Origin of the sequence: Helicobacter sp. (assembly GCF_014799995.1) — a bacterium.
Classification (GTDB): domain Bacteria; phylum Campylobacterota; class Campylobacteria; order Campylobacterales; family Helicobacteraceae; genus Helicobacter_D.
This window is the reverse complement of sequence record NZ_JAAVGY010000005.1, coordinates 25,416-41,206: the sequence shown is the minus strand read 5'-3', so window position 1 is coordinate 41,206 and position 15,791 is coordinate 25,416. Positions and strand designations below refer to the sequence as shown.

16 protein-coding genes and 1 pseudogene are annotated in these 15,791 nt (G+C 38.9%); 9 read left to right on the top strand and 8 right to left on the bottom strand.

The features are described 5' to 3' along the window. Positions 1–164 precede the first annotated feature (164 nt). From rlmN to HDT10_RS01115, 3 genes are read right to left on the bottom strand one after another with little or no spacing between them, the layout of a single operon-like run. Positions 165–1,232, bottom strand: a complete 1,068-nt coding sequence (gene rlmN / locus HDT10_RS01125; RefSeq protein WP_290879093.1) for a 23S rRNA (adenine(2503)-C(2))-methyltransferase RlmN — start codon at positions 1,230–1,232, stop codon at positions 165–167. A gap of 23 nt (positions 1,233–1,255) precedes the next feature. Then, positions 1,256–1,822 (bottom strand): purine-nucleoside phosphorylase, encoded by a 567-nt coding sequence (locus HDT10_RS01120; protein ID WP_290879092.1) that lies wholly within the window; start codon positions 1,820–1,822, stop codon positions 1,256–1,258. Further along, on the bottom strand, positions 1,819–2,076 hold the full coding sequence (locus HDT10_RS01115; protein WP_290879091.1) for an RNA-binding S4 domain-containing protein: 258 nt from the start codon (positions 2,074–2,076) through the stop codon (positions 1,819–1,821). Before HDT10_RS01115 ends, HDT10_RS01120 begins: the two co-directional genes overlap by 4 nt. An 84-nt stretch (positions 2,077–2,160) precedes the next feature. Here HDT10_RS01115 and HDT10_RS01110 point away from each other — a divergent pair, with 84 nt between their 5' ends. Beyond that, on the top strand, positions 2,161–3,375 hold the full coding sequence (locus HDT10_RS01110) for an argininosuccinate synthase (protein WP_290879087.1): 1,215 nt from the start codon (positions 2,161–2,163) through the stop codon (positions 3,373–3,375). 288 nt (positions 3,376–3,663) lie between these two features. Here the strand turns inward: HDT10_RS01110 and HDT10_RS01105 are convergent, their stop codons facing one another. The 5 genes from HDT10_RS01105 to HDT10_RS01085 form a co-directional block, all read right to left on the bottom strand. Further along, positions 3,664–6,780, bottom strand: a complete 3,117-nt coding sequence (locus tag HDT10_RS01105) for an efflux RND transporter permease subunit (protein WP_290879084.1) — start codon at positions 6,778–6,780, stop codon at positions 3,664–3,666. A 58-nt stretch (positions 6,781–6,838) separates the two neighbouring features. Then, complete coding sequence (locus tag HDT10_RS01100; protein WP_290879081.1) at positions 6,839–8,104, bottom strand: NTP/NDP exchange transporter; 1,266 nt, start codon at positions 8,102–8,104, stop codon at positions 6,839–6,841. A 224-nt stretch (positions 8,105–8,328) separates the two neighbouring features. Next, positions 8,329–8,805: a YbaK/EbsC family protein gene (locus HDT10_RS01095; RefSeq protein ID WP_290879078.1), complete on the bottom strand. Its 477-nt coding sequence runs from the start codon at positions 8,803–8,805 to the stop codon at positions 8,329–8,331. Between the two features lie 88 nt (positions 8,806–8,893). Further along, entirely contained in the window at positions 8,894–9,508 is a 615-nt protein-coding gene (locus HDT10_RS01090) for a sugar O-acetyltransferase (protein WP_290879076.1), read from the bottom strand. Between the two features lie 2 nt (positions 9,509–9,510). Beyond that, positions 9,511–10,026 carry a cupin domain-containing protein gene (locus tag HDT10_RS01085; protein WP_290879074.1) on the bottom strand — a complete coding sequence of 172 codons (516 nt, stop codon included), beginning with the start codon at positions 10,024–10,026 and terminating at the stop codon, positions 9,511–9,513. Positions 10,027–10,184: 158 nt separating this feature from the next. On the opposite strand from HDT10_RS01085, the pseudogene HDT10_RS01080 reads away from it, so the two are divergent. The 8 genes and pseudogenes from HDT10_RS01080 to HDT10_RS01045 all read left to right on the top strand — a co-directional run. After that, positions 10,185–11,452: pseudogene (locus HDT10_RS01080) on the top strand (HsdR family type I site-specific deoxyribonuclease); the annotation flags it as partial. Further along, the gene (locus HDT10_RS10195; RefSeq protein ID WP_367159054.1) at positions 11,447–13,171 is read left to right on the top strand and encodes a hypothetical protein; all 1,725 of its coding nucleotides are present in this window, start codon (positions 11,447–11,449) and stop codon (positions 13,169–13,171) included. The pseudogene HDT10_RS01080 and the gene HDT10_RS10195, both read left to right, overlap by 6 nt. Beyond that, positions 13,164–13,292 carry a hypothetical protein gene (locus HDT10_RS01070; protein ID WP_290879071.1) on the top strand — a complete coding sequence of 43 codons (129 nt, stop codon included), beginning with the start codon at positions 13,164–13,166 and terminating at the stop codon, positions 13,290–13,292. The genes HDT10_RS10195 and HDT10_RS01070 overlap by 8 nt, the downstream gene beginning before the upstream one ends. After that, a complete protein-coding gene (locus tag HDT10_RS01065; RefSeq protein ID WP_290879068.1) occupies positions 13,273–14,469 on the top strand; it encodes a restriction endonuclease subunit S in 1,197 nt (398 codons plus the stop codon). The genes HDT10_RS01070 and HDT10_RS01065 overlap by 20 nt, the downstream gene beginning before the upstream one ends. Before the next feature lie 34 nt (positions 14,470–14,503). Further along, on the top strand, positions 14,504–14,782 hold the full coding sequence (locus HDT10_RS01060; RefSeq protein ID WP_290879066.1) for a type II toxin-antitoxin system RelB/DinJ family antitoxin: 279 nt from the start codon (positions 14,504–14,506) through the stop codon (positions 14,780–14,782). Next, positions 14,779–15,039, top strand: a complete 261-nt coding sequence (locus tag HDT10_RS01055; RefSeq protein WP_290879064.1) for a type II toxin-antitoxin system RelE/ParE family toxin — start codon at positions 14,779–14,781, stop codon at positions 15,037–15,039. Before HDT10_RS01060 ends, HDT10_RS01055 begins: the two co-directional genes overlap by 4 nt. A gap of 135 nt (positions 15,040–15,174) precedes the next feature. Beyond that, positions 15,175–15,525, top strand: coding sequence for a type II toxin-antitoxin system RelB/DinJ family antitoxin (locus HDT10_RS01050; protein WP_290879061.1), 351 nt, complete (start codon positions 15,175–15,177; stop codon positions 15,523–15,525). Positions 15,526–15,582: 57 nt separating this feature from the next. Continuing rightward, on the top strand, positions 15,583–15,780 hold the full coding sequence (locus tag HDT10_RS01045; RefSeq protein ID WP_290879058.1) for a Txe/YoeB family addiction module toxin: 198 nt from the start codon (positions 15,583–15,585) through the stop codon (positions 15,778–15,780). Positions 15,781–15,791: the final 11 nt, after the last annotated feature.

Genomic DNA, 15,791 nt, shown 5'->3' with positions numbered 1-15,791 from the left:
TCACGATACAATATTAAGAATTTAAGAGGGCTTTAGAGTTTTGCCTATATAGTGGTTATTGAGCCATTATTATTTTTTATAGGCATAATACAAAAACGTACCCATACCTATGATAAATACCACTGCTAAAAATACAATCATTACAATATCTAGCAAACTCATCTTTATCCTTTTTGATTAATTTCTCGTTCTCTTAGTTGTCCGCACGCGGCACTAATGTCCAAGCCTTTGGATTCTCTAATCGTGCAGAGCAAACCCTTTTTAAGTAAAAATTCACGAAATGCCTCAACTTTTTCTTTTTTGGGTCTATTGTATGGACTACCCTCATAAGGATTGAAATAAATGAGATTGACTTTTGCCTTGATTTTATTCAGAAGTGAAACGAGCTTTTTAGCACTCTTTAAATCATCGTTTAATCCATCAATGACAAGATATTCAAACATTATGCGTTTGCGACTATTGATAGGAAAGGCAGCAACTTCATCAATAATCGTTTGGATATTATAAGCCTTGTTGATTGGCATTAGTTTGGTGCGCAAGTCATCATTGACTGCGTGTAAAGAAATCGCAAGCTGCACACCTAAATTTAATGTGCCAAGTTTTTTGATTTTTGGTGCGATTCCGCTAGTAGAAATCGTTTGTCGGCTTACGGAAATGCTCAAACCATTTAATTCGCTCAAGATATGGATACATTGTGCGACATTTGTCAAGTTGTCTAGCGGCTCACCCATACCCATATAGACAATGTTAATTGCTTTGTTGCTAGGAATATTTTGGTCGTTTTTGATTGCAAAAACTTGATAAACGATTTCTCCTGCACTTAAATTTCTGACAAATCCTCCTTTGGCTGTTAGGCAAAAACTACAACCTACTTTACAGCCAATTTGTGAGGACAAACAAAGGGTAAATTTATCCTCTTTCATTTTCAAAAAGACTGCTTCGTAAGTCAGATTATCTTTTGTCTTGAATAAATATTTGATGCTTCCATCAAGACTTTGTTCCTTTTTGTGAATGCTAACATTTTGGGTTGTAAAATATTCCTTTAAATAATCTCTTAAGTCTTTTGGTAGATTATTCATCGCATTGAAATTCTCTTCATAGCAGATATAAAGCCAATGATAAATTTGTTTGGCGCGGAACTTTTGGAATCCTGATTTTTCTAATGTAGCACCTAGCTCCTCCAAAGTCAAATCAAAAATATTTTGTTTTTTTGTTTGCTCTGGTGCGTCCATTGTAGCCTTTCTTGAAGATTGGTTCAACTCTTTAACTTTGTATGGATATAGGATTCTAATTTTTCCATTGCATTTTTGTGGTGAGCGAAAAATTCTTTTTGAGCATTTTCGTGTGCATAATTGGTAACACAAAAGATTCCAAGTGCGGGTAATTTAAATGTGTTTGCGACTTGTAAGATACTGAAAAATTCCATATTTTCATAAGCGATTCCAAGACTTGAAAATTTTTTGGCGAGCGTAGAATCTGTGGTGATATAATTGCTAGAATTAACAATCTTTAGCTTTTGCTTGAGAATAGCATCGGAATCTTTCATTATTGTTTCACATGAAACATTAGTTAAAAAATTATTCAAAGGAGTGTAAGATTGTTTTTGCAAAAAGGACAATTCTATATTGGCAGCACTTTGTGATTCAAAGATTTCAAGCAAAGGAATAGAATCTGTATAAGCACCACAAGTGCCAACGAAAACGATTTCATCGGGCTTATCATACAAAACAGAACGTGTTAAATTCGTAGCAGATTCTATTAATCCCACACCAATGCTTTTGGCAAATGAAAAGGTTTCTATTTTTCCCGCACAATAAATCACGCTTTCCCCTCGCACTCTTTATAATACAAATGCGATTCGTTTTTCTTAATCGTTTTTTGCTCGGGGATTTGGAGAACTTGGTAGAATCGTGATTTTTCTAAATAAGCGATTTCAATTACATCTCCAACCTTAATATCACGACTTGCTTTCAGCGCGATTCCATTAATTTTGACTACACCATTTGCAAGCATATCTTGTGCAATAGAACGTCTTTTTGTAAGATTGACGGCATTGAGAAATTTATCCACACGCATTTTTGTCCTTAAAATTTACAAAATTGTAGCCAAAACAATATTAAATTGTTGCTATAATAACACAAAATTTTTAAGGAGTGGAAAATGAGCAAAAAAAATATCAAAAAAGTTGTGCTTGCTTATAGCGGGGGTTTAGATACAAGTGTGATTTTAAAATGGCTTGGAGATAATTATCATTGTGAAGTTGTAACTTTCACTGCGGACATTGGACAAGGTGAAGAAGTAGAGCCTGCACGCGCAAAAGCACAGAAACTAGGAATCAAGCCCGAAAATATCTTTATTGAAGATTTGCGTGAAGAATTTATCCGAGATTTTGTGTTTCCTATGTTTCGCGCAAATACCATCTATGAGGGCGAATATTTATTGGGAACAAGCATTGCACGTCCTTTGATTACCAAACATTTGGTAGAAATTGCAAACAAAGTCGGAGCAGACGCGATTTCTCATGGTGCGACAGGTAAGGGAAATGACCAAGTGCGCTTTGAAATCGGTGCGTATGCGCTCAATCCAGACATTAAAGTCATCGCCCCTTGGAGAGAATGGGATTTAAATAGCCGTGAAAGGTTGTTAGAATATGCAGAATCTGCCGGGATTCCGATTGAGAAAAAGGCAAACAAATCTCCTTATTCTATGGACGCAAATTTGTTGCATATTAGTTATGAAGGGCAGATTTTAGAAAATCCAAATATCGCTCCAGAAGAGGATATGTGGCGGTGGAGTGTTTCACCAAAAGACGCTCCAGACAAAGCAGAGGTGATTACGATTGAATTTAAAAATGGCGATGGAATTGCAATCAATGGTGAAAAATTAACACCAGCAAATTTTTGGCATAAATTAAACGAATTGGGTTCTTGCAATGGAATCGGGCGTTTAGATTTGGTAGAAAATCGTTATGTGGGTATGAAATCACGCGGTTGTTATGAAACTCCCGGTGGGACGATTTATCTTAAAGCACATCGCGCAATGGAATCTTTATGTTTAGATAGGGAAGAAGCGCATTTAAAAGATGAAATAATGCCAAAATATGCCAGCTTAATCTATAATGGTTATTGGTTTAGCCCAGAGCGCGAGGCTTTGCAGGCTTTGATTGACAAAACACAGCAAAAAGTTGAGGGCGTTGTGAAATTGGAGCTTTATAAAGGTAATGTCGTCGTGCTAGGGAGAGAATCCAAAAATTCCCTATTCAATGCCGCATATAGCACTTTTGAAGAGGATTCTGTTTATAATCAAAGTGATGCGGGAGGCTTTATCAAGCTTAATGCCTTGCGATTCATCATTTCGGGTAAAACTCGCAAATAATAATGAACTAGAGTCGCAAACATTGAAATTGCGAGGAAGTCTTCGTTGGACTTCTCGCAAACACATTGATTTAAAGGATTTGTAAGTGGCTGATAGTAGATTATTGGCGAACCTCAAAGGGATTGGTATCAGTTTCGTTCCAAGAGTATTTTTCCAAAAAAGACTTCAAGGGATTTTTCAAGAAACAAAGATTTGGAAAAATTAAGCAAGAGAGTGTATTGCTATAACAAAAAAGAATCTTGAATCCCTCTCTTTTGTCTGTGCGAATAAGAATCTTGACGAAAGATTCTATGCTTTCCCTCGTTTTTTCTGAATCCATTCGCTCAAATTTGCAAGATACACATAGAATAGCGGGATAAAAAACACGGCTAAAAATGTCGCAGCGAGCATGCCTCCAAGCACGCCTGTGGCGATAGAATGGCGGCTCAAACTCCCCGCGCCGCTGCTGATTGCGAGCGGTAAAACACCCATGCTAAATGCGAGCGATGTCATGATAATCGGACGGAATCGCAATTTTGCCGCACCAATGGCAGATTCGATAATGCTTTTGTCCTCTTTTTCCCTAAGTTGCATTGCAAATTCAACAATCAAAATTGCGTTTTTTGCAGCAAGTGCAATGAGGACGAGTAGCCCGACTTGGAAGTAAATATCATTTTCTAATCCTCGCAAAAATGTTGCCAAGATTGCCCCAAAAAGTGCAAAGGGAACGGCGCTAAGTACACATAGAGGCATGAGCCAACGTTCGTATTGTGCAACGAGAATCAAGAAGACAAAGACAAGCCCAAAGATAAAAGCCGTTGCGCCGCTGCTTTGGCTGACTTTTTCTTGATAAGTCGAGCCAAAATAGGCGATGTCATAGCCTTGTGGCAAAATCTCTGCGGCAATTTCTTCGATTGCCGCTATCGTATCGCCGCTCGAATAGCCCTCGTTTGGATAGCCGATGATTTGCGCGGCAGGAAAGAGGTTAAAACGATTCACAATCTCTGCGCCGATGACATATTGGAATCGCAAAAGAGAGCTTAGAGGAACAAAGTTGCCATCTTGGGACTTGACAAAGACATATTTTAAGTCTTCGGGGCTTTGTCGATAGTCTTGTTCACTTTGTGCAATCACACGAAATGTGCGATTAAATAGCTCGAAATTGTTAATATAATAGTTGCCAAAAGTTACCTGCATTGTGCGAAACACATCATAGATATTGACATTAAGGGCTGCTGCCTTTTCTCTATCTAAATAGACAGAGACTTGAGGTGTATTCACCGATAGACTCGTAAAGGCATTACGAATCTCTTTACGTTTCAATGCTTCTTGCACCATTAAATCGGTGTATTTTTTGAGCTCTTCCAAGCTCCCGCCCTCTTTGCTTTGGATATAGACATTGACGCCGCTCGAATCGAGCCCGATAATCGTTGGTGCTTGATTGGCGATAAATCGCGCGTCAGGATAGCTTTGCAATTCTTTGGTGATATTTTGAATGAATGCTCTATCGCTTTTGCTTTTATCTTTACGTTCGCTCCAATCGATGAGGCGATAGAATCCTATGCCGCCATTGCTTTTAAAACCTTGCGAAAGAAAGCTAAAACCAGCAATTGTTGTCATCTCGGCAATCAGCGGATTGTTTTCCAAAGTGGCAATTAAGTCTTTTTGCACCTGTGTTGTGCGCGAAAGCGATGCGGCTTCGGGCAGAATCGTATGGATTTGCACAATCCCCATATCCTCTGCGGGGACAAGTGAACGTGGTGTTTTTTGGAAAAGCTCGTAAGTCGCAAAGAGCATGACAGCCAAGAGGCAGAGAAAGAGCAAGCCTCTCTTAAGAACCTTTGCGACTTGTTGGGAAAATTTAAAAGTGAGCCTCTCAAAAAACGCATCAAATTTAGCGATGAGATAAAAAGGTTTTGATTCTGTTGGCTTGAGATAGATTGCACACAAACTCGGCGTGAGAGTGAGCGCAACACAGCCTGAAATCACGACAGAAATCACAATTGTAATCGCAAATTGGCGGTAAATCTCTCCACTAAATCCTCCCATAAAGGCAACGGGGATAAATACGGCGCTTAGAACCAAGACAATGGCAATCACAGGTGCGGTGATTTCGCGCATAGATTGAATCGTGGCTTCTTTGGCGTTTAGGTGCTCTTGGTGCATAATGCGCTCGACATTTTCAATCACAATAATTGCGTCATCAACCACGATTCCAATCGCAAGAATAAGCCCAAAAAGCGTGAGCAAATTAATCGTAAAACCAAAGAGATAGAGCCCGATAAAAGTGCCAATGAGCGAAACAGGAATCGCAATACACGGAATAATCGTTGCGCGCCAATTTCCTAGAAAAACATAGATAATCAACACGACAAGAATAATGGCTTCTATAAATGTTTTCATCACCTCTTTTATGGATTCTACGATAAATTCTGTGGGGCGAAAGGGATTAGAATATTTGATTCCCTCGGGAAATTTTTGCGATAATCGTTCCATTGTGGCTTGGACATTGTTTGCCACATCGAGAATATTTGCGCCGGGTTGCAAAGTGATTCGCAGCGGTACGGACGGTGTGGAGTTGTAGAAATTTGAGGTGAGGTATTCTTGCGCACCAAGTTCCACACGTGCAACATCTTTGAGCCGCAATGCAGAACCATCGGCATTTGCTTTGATGATGATATTCTCAAATTCTTCGGGGGTAGAGAATAGCCCTTGTGTAACGATTGTATAGGCAAATTCGCTTTGTGCAATGGGTTCTGCACCAAGCTTTCCGGGCGCAAATTGCGCATTTTGCTCGGCAATTTTGTCAATAACATCAAGGGGCGTGAGATTGAATAATGCGAGTTTATCGGGAAGCAACCATATCCGCATAGCATAATCTGAACGACTCCATAAATCCACATCGCCGATTCCCTGAATCCTTTTAAGTTCATCGATGATATTCAAAATTGCATAATTTGCTAGATAGAGTTGCGAAAAATTAGGATTTTCTGAATAGAGATGGTAGAGCCCAACGACCGCTGTGGAGTTCTTGCGCACCGTAACACCGAGCCTTTGTACCTCGCTAGGAAGTTGGCTAAGAACGGCTTGCACGCGATTATTGACATTCACAACAGCCATATCAGGGTTGGCATCGTTGTTGAAAAAAACACTCAAATTCATTGTGCCGCTTGAGGTAGTAGAGGTGCGGATATAAATCATTCCCTCCACACCATTAATGCTATTTTCTAGGATACTCGCGACATTAGTCGAAATCGTTTCGGCACTCGCTCCGGGATAGTTTGCACTCACGACAATTTGTGTCGGAACAAGCTTTGGGTATTGTTCTATCGGGAGATTAAAGAGGCATAAGAGCCCTGCAATGACGATAATGATAGAAACCACAGCCGAGAATGCGGGGCGATTGATAAAGAATCTTGAAAACATCGTTTCCCTTGCGTTTTTATTACGTTATTGTAGCAAAAAAGTGTGAGGCAAATGTGAATTATTTTTCCGCATATTTTCTGCCCAAAAAGACACCCAAAAGCCCCCAGACAAACGAGATTATCGCGCCCACGAGTAGCACGCAGAGAATCCCAATGCTTGCGAGCGCGCTTTCAATCTGCGCGCTAAGCGCGTCTCCGCCGCGATAGACGACCGTGTCGAGGAAGTTTTTGACTTTGTATTTAGAATCGGCACTAAGTGGCACGAACAGCATTTCGCGCCCGGGCTTGACGAGCGCATATTCACCCACGCGCCGCATGCTCATCACGATTGCCAGAGGCAAAAAGGCGGGGTGTGTGAAGCTAAGAACGATGAATCCAAGCGCGATGATAAAGCCAAGTGTGCTTAAAAGAGCGGTGATTCCAAAGAAACGTGCAATCTTTGCAGTCAGGAAGATTTGAATGAATAGCGAGCTAAGTTGCACGATTAAGTCGATATTAGCAAAGGCGGCGATTCTTGCCTCACGTGTCGGAAAGATTTCGCGCACGATTCGCGCTTGTTCCATATATAAAAATGTCGAAACACTCGTGAGCAGCAGGATAAATGCGCAGAGGGCTAAGAGTGTTTTGGAGGCGATGATGAGTTTAAAACCTGCAAAGGGATTCTTTGAGCCAATCACTTTGTTAAAGCGCTCTAATTGTTCTGCATTTTCAAAGTGGCGCAACTCTCTAAGAATCGCATTTTTGAGCACGATTCCGATAATGAGCAAGGCAATAGAGAGAAAGATGAGGTTTGCCACGCCAAGATTTGCGACCAAAAAGCTCACGCTTCCAGCCCCGGCGATGCTACCCAAGCTCGCGCCCGCAGAGATGATTCCAAAAAGTCTGCTGCTTGCCTCTTTGCTAAAAACATCGGACAGCAAGCTCCACGCGCTCGAAAATGCGAATAGATTAAAGACGCTAATCCACACATAAAAGACGCGTGAAAGCCAGATAAAACTTTGCGTGTGGGGCTCGAAGAGATTCATTAAAACATAGAAAATCAAAAGATTAAATGCAAAGAAAATGAAGACGCAATCGGCATAGAATCGCCGTTTGATTTTGCCGCTTAGCCACATCAGCAATAGAGAGGAAAAGACGCAGACGATAAAGGTTGCCAAAAAAAGCCATTTGAGCTCGTCTTCGCCGCCCTCTAGCCCCAAGGCATCGCGCATGGGGCGCAAGATTGCATAGGAGCTAAAGAGCACAAAGATAAAGCCACATGAAAGTGCAAGGAGCTTGAGCTCCCCATCTTTGAGGCTTAAGATTCTGTAAATCAATACTCGCATTTTTTACCCTTTTTAATCCAAGTTTCTATGGGATTATAAAGCATAATACTTAGTGTTAGTCAAGGGAGAAAAGGGCTATTCAAGTATTTTTAGTCATAATTTTTCAAAATAAATGCAATAAAGACAGATTTAAATTAATTTATCTTTGTGCAGGGTTTAAATGATTGCCTTTAATCAAGAGCAATCAATCTAGCTAGAGCAAGAAACTTTAATGTTCCTCGCAATTAGTTTTGGGAAATCTCACTGCACACATCTACCCATTTCTTATAACAAGATACTTTTTCTAATTCGTCCAAAGTAAGCCAAACCGCGCTATTGGCACTTCCGCACGCAGGGTAGAGTGTCTGGAGCTTTTTTAAAGAGTTGTCTAAATATATCTCCACATTGTTTTTCACCCCAAAAGGACAAACTCCGCCCACTCTATGACCTATCTGTGCCTCAACTTCATCAAAGGGAATCATCTTTGCTTTCGTATGAAATTCTGCTTTAAATTTGCTATTGTTGATTTTGGAATCTCCTGCTATGGCAATAAGGATTGGTTTGTTTTCTACAAGCAATGACAAAGTTTTTACAATTTGTTCTTCTTTGCAATGGATTGCCTCTGCTGCCTCTTTTACCGTAGCAGAAGAAGTAGGAAATTCCATAATTCTGTGTTCTAGCCCATACTTTTGTAAATGTTCTTTTGCCTGTGCTAATGACATACGATTATCCTTAATAATGCAATCTGAATAATTGAGATTATATAGAAATGCCTAAATTTATAGAACAACAATATAAGAATCGTGAGTATTAGCTGAATTCTAGCTGCTTAATCACCCTCGCGGGATTGCCCGCAACAATCACATTGGGCGGAACATCTTTTGTAACGACACTACCCGCCGCAATTACCGAATTTTCGCCAATCGTTACGCCCGGGCAAACGGTAACATTAATGCCAATCCATACCCTATCGCCTATCACAATCGGCTTGCAAAAAGTCGCTTGGCGATTATAAGGGTTAAAATCGTGATTAATCGTTGTCAGGCAGACTTTGGGCGCAATAAACACATCATCGCCAATCGTGATTCCGCCTCTGTCCATAAATGTGCAGGCTTGATTCATAAAGAAATTTTTGCCCACGCGAATATTACGTCCAAAATCGACATAGAAAGGCGGGATTATCCAGCTATTATCATCAAGCTTTTGCCCGATGATTTTGCCAAAAAGCTTGCGCACTTTCTTGGGACTATGCGCGCGCGAATTAAGCTTGCTCGTGAGCGCAATCGTGCGCGTAATCACCTCGAGAATCTTTGGATACTCTTTGTCGTTTTTCATATCTATCAGCTCGCCTGCCAAATCGCGCGTGAAAATATCGCGATTCGTGCTTGGCGCGGGCGTGCTGCGGGGTGAAAATTGTGTCGCCATTTTTACTCCTTTGATTGTTTTTCTGCCGCTTGGACATAGCTTTGATATTCCTCATCACTTAAAAGCTTGAGCCATGTAACATTCTTGCCGTCTTTCTCGTGTGTAATCGCGATATGCTCGCCGATTTCTTGAATCCCCGCGCCATGCCAATGCTCGACATCAGGCGGGCAAAGCACAGTGTCGCCCGGCTTCGCGATTTGGGCGATTCCGTCCTTTGTGCCTGTGTAAATGCTGCCTTGCGTAACGAGCAGCGTTTGCCCCGCTGGGTGCGTGTGCCACGCCGTGCGCGCGCCTTTTTCAAACCGCACCAACGCGCCGCCAAACGGGCGATAACTATCGCTCTTAAACAACATTTTCACATTCACTTCGCCACTGAAGATTTTAGAATCTCCCTTGAAGCCTCCCAAGCTTCCACTTTTAACCACTTCTTGCTTTTGCATTTGTGCTAACTCCTTTGCGATTCCAAGATTGGCGCAACTTAACGCGCCAACTAAAGCCAAACTTACGATTTTTTGCATTTTGCTTCCTTTTATCACTAAAATACACAATTATAAACGATGAGAGATAGTATCAGTCAATACTTTAACTTATGAGCTTTGAGATTATATATTAAATAATTTTAGAGAAGTTTTATTGAGTATGCGATACAATCATTTAAGCTTATATAAAGGAAATAATGGTGAAAAATGATTTGATAGCACAAAACGAAAATTCCACCATTCTCTCACAATATTCTTACACTCCCAAAGAATCTAAACCCTATCAAAGCGAGGCAGATTTAGAAAGATTCTTGCTCAAAGAGCTAGAAGCACAAGGCTATGAGCGTTTAAGTTTAAAAAATACAAAAGAACTTGAAGATAACCTAAAAGCCCAGCTAGAGAAACTCAATAATATACAATTTAGCGAATCAGAATGGAAAGGATTCTATCAAGAGCATATCGCAAATGACACATTAAGGGTGCAAGACAAAACAAAGATGTTGCAAACCGATAATGAGAGTTTGCCTTTTTGCAACGACAAGGGAGAGCATAAAAATATTATCTTGCTAAACAGAAAAGAGCCTCTCAAGAATCGTTTGCAGGTTGTCTCGCAGCTTAGCAATGAGGAGGGCAAGGCAAAAAATCGCTATGATGTAACCATACTCGTAAATGGTTTGCCTTTGGTGCATATAGAGCTTAAAAAACGAGGCATAGAGCTAAAAGAAGCATTTAACCAAATCCGCCGCTACCAAGAGGAAAGCTTTAATGCCTCTAATGCCCTCTTTGAGTTTGTGCAGATTTTTATTATCAGCAATGGCACTTATAGCAAATATTACAGCAATTCCAAACGCGATTTTAAAAGTCTTAATGACAATTACGCCTTTTGTATGAGCTTTAGCGATAGTAAAAACAACAAAATTGAGGATTTGGAGGATTTTACTAAGACCTTTTTAGCCCAAAGGACGCTTTTAAATATTCTTACAAAATATTGTGTGTTTAATACCAATGAAGAACTTTTGATTATGCGCCCCTATCAAATCTGTGCGAGTGAAAAAATCATTGATAAGATTAAAATAGCCCATTCTCATAAGCTTTATGGTAGCACAAAAGGCGGCGGTTATATTTGGCATAGCACAGGTAGCGGCAAAACACTGACTTCTTTTAAAACCGCTCTTTTAGCGACCCAATTTGATTTTATCTATAAAGTGCTTTTTGTCGTGGATAGGAAAGACCTAGACTATCAAACACAAAGAGAATATGACAGGTTTGAAAAAGATGCCGCAAATGCGACTAAAGACACCAAAGAGCTTAAAAAGCGACTTGAAAGCAAGGAGAATAAAATCCTCATTACCACAATTCAAAGCTTTCAAATTTCATCAAAAAATACGAAAATTCTAAGGTTTTTAACGAAGAAATCGTTTTTATCTTTGATGAATGCCACCGAAGCCAATTTGGCACAATGCACGAAGCCATTATTAAGAAATTCAAAAAATACTATATCTTTGGATTTACAGGCACGCCTATTTTTACAGAAAATGCAGGCAAAAACTACACCACAGACGCAGGAAACAACAAACTAATGCTAAAAACCACGCAAAGCACCTTTGGCGATTGTCTGCACTCTTACACGATTTTAAATGCGATTAAGGATAAAAATGTCTTGCCCTTTAAAGTGAGCTACCATTCTACAATGAGGCAAGAGGGGCAAGAAAAGAGTAAAGAAAAAAAGGTGCATAGGATTGACACAGAAGAAGCCCTCATAAATGAGCAAAGAATCCGCAACATCGTTTCTTATATCTTAGAATCTTTTAACCGCCACACCAAAAGACAAAACGCCTACACAATCCAAAACCAAAGAATGCAAGGCTTTAATGCACTTTTTGCTACTGCAAGCGTGGATTTTGCAAAGAAATATTATGCAGAATTTCAAAAGCAAATCAAAGCCCAAAGTATTCAAAGCCCCCAAAAAGAGCCTCTAAAAATCGGACTTATTTACTCCTATGAGCAAAACGAAGATTTAGATGAGCCTTGCAAAGATAGCTTGAGTGCCAAAGCTTTTTTAAGCGAAGCAATCAAAGACTATAACCACTATTTTAAAAGCAATTTTAGCCTAGAGCGATTTGAGGAATATTACAAAGACATTTCACAAAAAACCAAAAACAAAGAGCTTGATTTACTGATTGTGGTAAATATGTTTTTAACCGGCTTTGATTCTAAAACCCTGAATACTCTCTATGTGGATAAAAACCTTAAATACCATTCCTTGCTTCAAGCCTTTTCACGCACAAACAGAATCCTAAACGAACAAAAAGTCTATGGCAATATCGTTTGCTTTAGAGATTTAGAAGAAGACACCAACGACAGCCTTGCAATGTTTGGCGATGAAAAAGCCTCTAGTATCGTTTTGCTTGAAAGCTTTGAGGTGTATTTTGAAGACTATTGCCAAAAATGCGAGGAGCTTCAAACGCATTTTAAACTTGAAAACATCACCCATTTAACCCAAGAGGAGCAAAAGGCATTTGTCAAACTCTTTAGTGAGATTTTAAAACTTGACAACCTCTTAAGTGTCTTTGATGAATTTACAGAAGAGAAAAACCCACTACCACAGAGGGCAAAGCAAGACTACCAAAGCCATTATTTGAAGCTTTATAGAGACTTCAAACAAGCCCAAGAAAAAGAAAGCATCATAGAAGATTTGAACTTTGAGATTGAGCTTATCAAGCAAAATGATATTGACGCAGATTACATACTCTTTTTGCTAGAAACCTACCACAAAAATACAGAATCTAACACGAAAGAACATATTTTGCGCTCTATGCAAAGCAGCCCAAGCTTAAGGGATAAAAAAGAGCTGATAGAGGAATTTTTAAACACAATAGACCATAATAAAAATGTAGATTTTAAAGCCTCTTTTGCAGCCTACATAAAAGAAAAATCCCAAAAAGAGCTTGATTCTATCATCAAAGACGAAAATCTTAATGCTAAAGATACGAAAGACTATTTGCAAGAAGCCTTTGAGATTAACTTTTTCCAAGATAAAGGAGCAAAGATTCAAAGCCTTTTACCCAAAACAAATATTTTTGCCAAAGACAATCATCTTAAAAGACAGCAAGCGATTGCTAAACTCAAGGCTTTCTTTGAGAAATTCCAAGTGTTTTTGAAAAAAGAGGATAACAATGAATAAAATCCAAAACTTGCTTCATCTCGCGCAAGAAGCAGAGAAGCGATTGCTTAGCGGCACTTCGTTGATAACACTAGAGGATTTAGCGAAAAAGGCAAAACTTAATGCAAGTGAAAGAGGTTAATGTGCAAACAAAAGAACTTTTAGGATTCTTAAAATGCGAAAAAGTGGAGTATAGGGCTTTAGGCGAGATATTGCAATACAAACAACCTAGCAAATATATTGTAAAGGATACCAACTATAACAATAACTTTGAAACACCCGTTTTAACTGCTGGAGCAAGTTTTATTCTTGGTTACACCAATGAAACAAGTGGAATCTATAAGGCTAATAAAGAAAATCCTTGTATTATATTTGATGATTTTACAACTTCTTTTCATTGGGTTGATTTTCCTTTCAAAATAAAATCATCGGCTATGAAAATTTTAATACCAAATTGTCATTTGATTAAAACTTTTAATTTTAAATTCGTGTTTTATGCAATGAAATGTATTAAATATCAACCAATAGAACACGCAAGACAATATATACAAACTTATTCACAATTCCAAATCCCCCTACCGCCCCTAGAAATCCGAAACGAGATTGTGAAAATCTTAGACACCTTTACAGAGTTAGAGACAGAGTTAAGAGCCCGCCGCAAACAATACGAGTATTACCGCAATAAACTTTTAAGCAAGGAAGAGCTTGCCAAACGAGGAGAGGTTAAGCTTATGAGCTTAGGCGAAGTATTCCATATCAAAAATGGCTACACTCCATCAAAAGCCAAAAAAGAATATTGGGAAAATGGAACAATCCCTTGGTTTAGAATGGAAAACATACGCACAAATGGCAGAATCTTAAAAGATTCTATCCAGCATATCACGCAAGAAGCAGTAAAGGGAGGCAAGCTTTTCCCTGCAAATTCTTTAATTATCGCTACTACTGCAACCATAGGCGAACACGCTCTTATAATCGTTGATTACTTAAGTAATCAACAATTCACTTGTTTAAGTCTAAAAAGTGAATTGTTAGATTCTGTCAATATGAAATTTATGTTTTATTATGGTTTTATTCTAGGGCAATGGTGCAAGCAAAATGTTAATGTCTCTGGCTTTGCTTCAGTAGATATGAGTAAGTTTAAAAACTTCCCTATCCCCCTCCCACCCTTAAGTGTTCAAAACGAAATTGTGAAAATCCTAGACAAGTTTGATACTTTAGTCAATGATTTAAGCAAGGGAATCCCCGCCGAGATTGCAGCAAGGAGAAAGCAATATGAATATTATAGGGAGAAGCTCTTAAGCTTCAAGGAAAAAGTATGATATAATCATACAAAACCATACAAAAGGATAAAAAATGACTTCAGTTGTGCAATTTAGAATGGATAGCAACGATAAAGAGATTTTAGAAATAATGCTTAAGGATATGGGATTAGATTTAGGCACAGCCTTTAGAATGTTTGCCGCAAAGGTGCTTAAAACAGGTGAGATTCCCTTTAGCATAAGTAGCGAAATAGACCCAGATACTATTGAGACAGAGGCAAACAAGAGAGCCTACAAAAAGGCTATAAAAGAGCTAGAGAGAGGCGAAATCATAAGCCACGAAGAGCTTAAAAGGGAGCTTGGAATCAAATGAATTATTCCTTAGGATATAGCAAGGAAGTCAAGAAATTCCTGCAAAAGCACCACGACTTAGCTCCTAAAGTCATCAGCGCATTAGAGCAAATCGCACAAAATCCCTACTCAAACACGCAAGATATTAAAAGACTACAAGACACACAAAATTGCTATCGTTTAAGGATTGGCAAATATAGAATCTTGTATGAAATAAGAGAAAAAGAGATTTTGATTTATGCGTATGATACGGATTCAAGAGGTGGCATTTATAAATGAAATACAGGAATTGAAAAAGTGGAATCTAAAAGCTTGCCTATACAAAGATGATAAGTAAAATCATAAAATTTAATGACTTTTTATTGGTTTAGTATGTATAATATATACAAATCCATATCTAATAAAGGAACAAAAATGACAAGTTTGGTGCAAGTAAGGATTGATAAAGAACTCAAAGAAGAGGCTGAAAGGCTTTTTGATGATTTGGGCTTGGATATTACTACTGCGTTAAGAATGTTTTTAAAAGCAGCAGTGAGAGAGCAAAAAATCCCTTTTGAGCTTATAAGAGAAGCAAAAAATCCCATTTATAGCAAAGAAAATATAACAGAGATTAAAAGACGCATTAAAGAGATTGATGAGGGCAAGGGCATTACTTTTACTTGGGAGGAGTTTGAGGAATTTTCAAAAGCCACTGCTAAAGCCAAAACTAATGAGGAAAAGGAAGCATTAATCCAAAGAGCGCAACAAGGCTGGAGCAATGCATAAGATTACATTTCAAGCAAATGCTTTTCTTGAATATCTAGCCTTTGAAAATGATAAAAAATGTTTGCCAAAATCAATACGCTTTTAAAAGACATTGCAAGAAATCCTAAAAGCGGGCTAGGAAAGCCTGAAAAGCTTAAGGGGGATTTGAGTGGATGCTATTCTCGCAGGATTGATTCTAAACATCGCATTATTTATAGAATTAAGGAAGATTCTTGTGAAGTTGTGCAAGTAGGCGGGCACTATAAGGATAAATAGAGATAAACAAA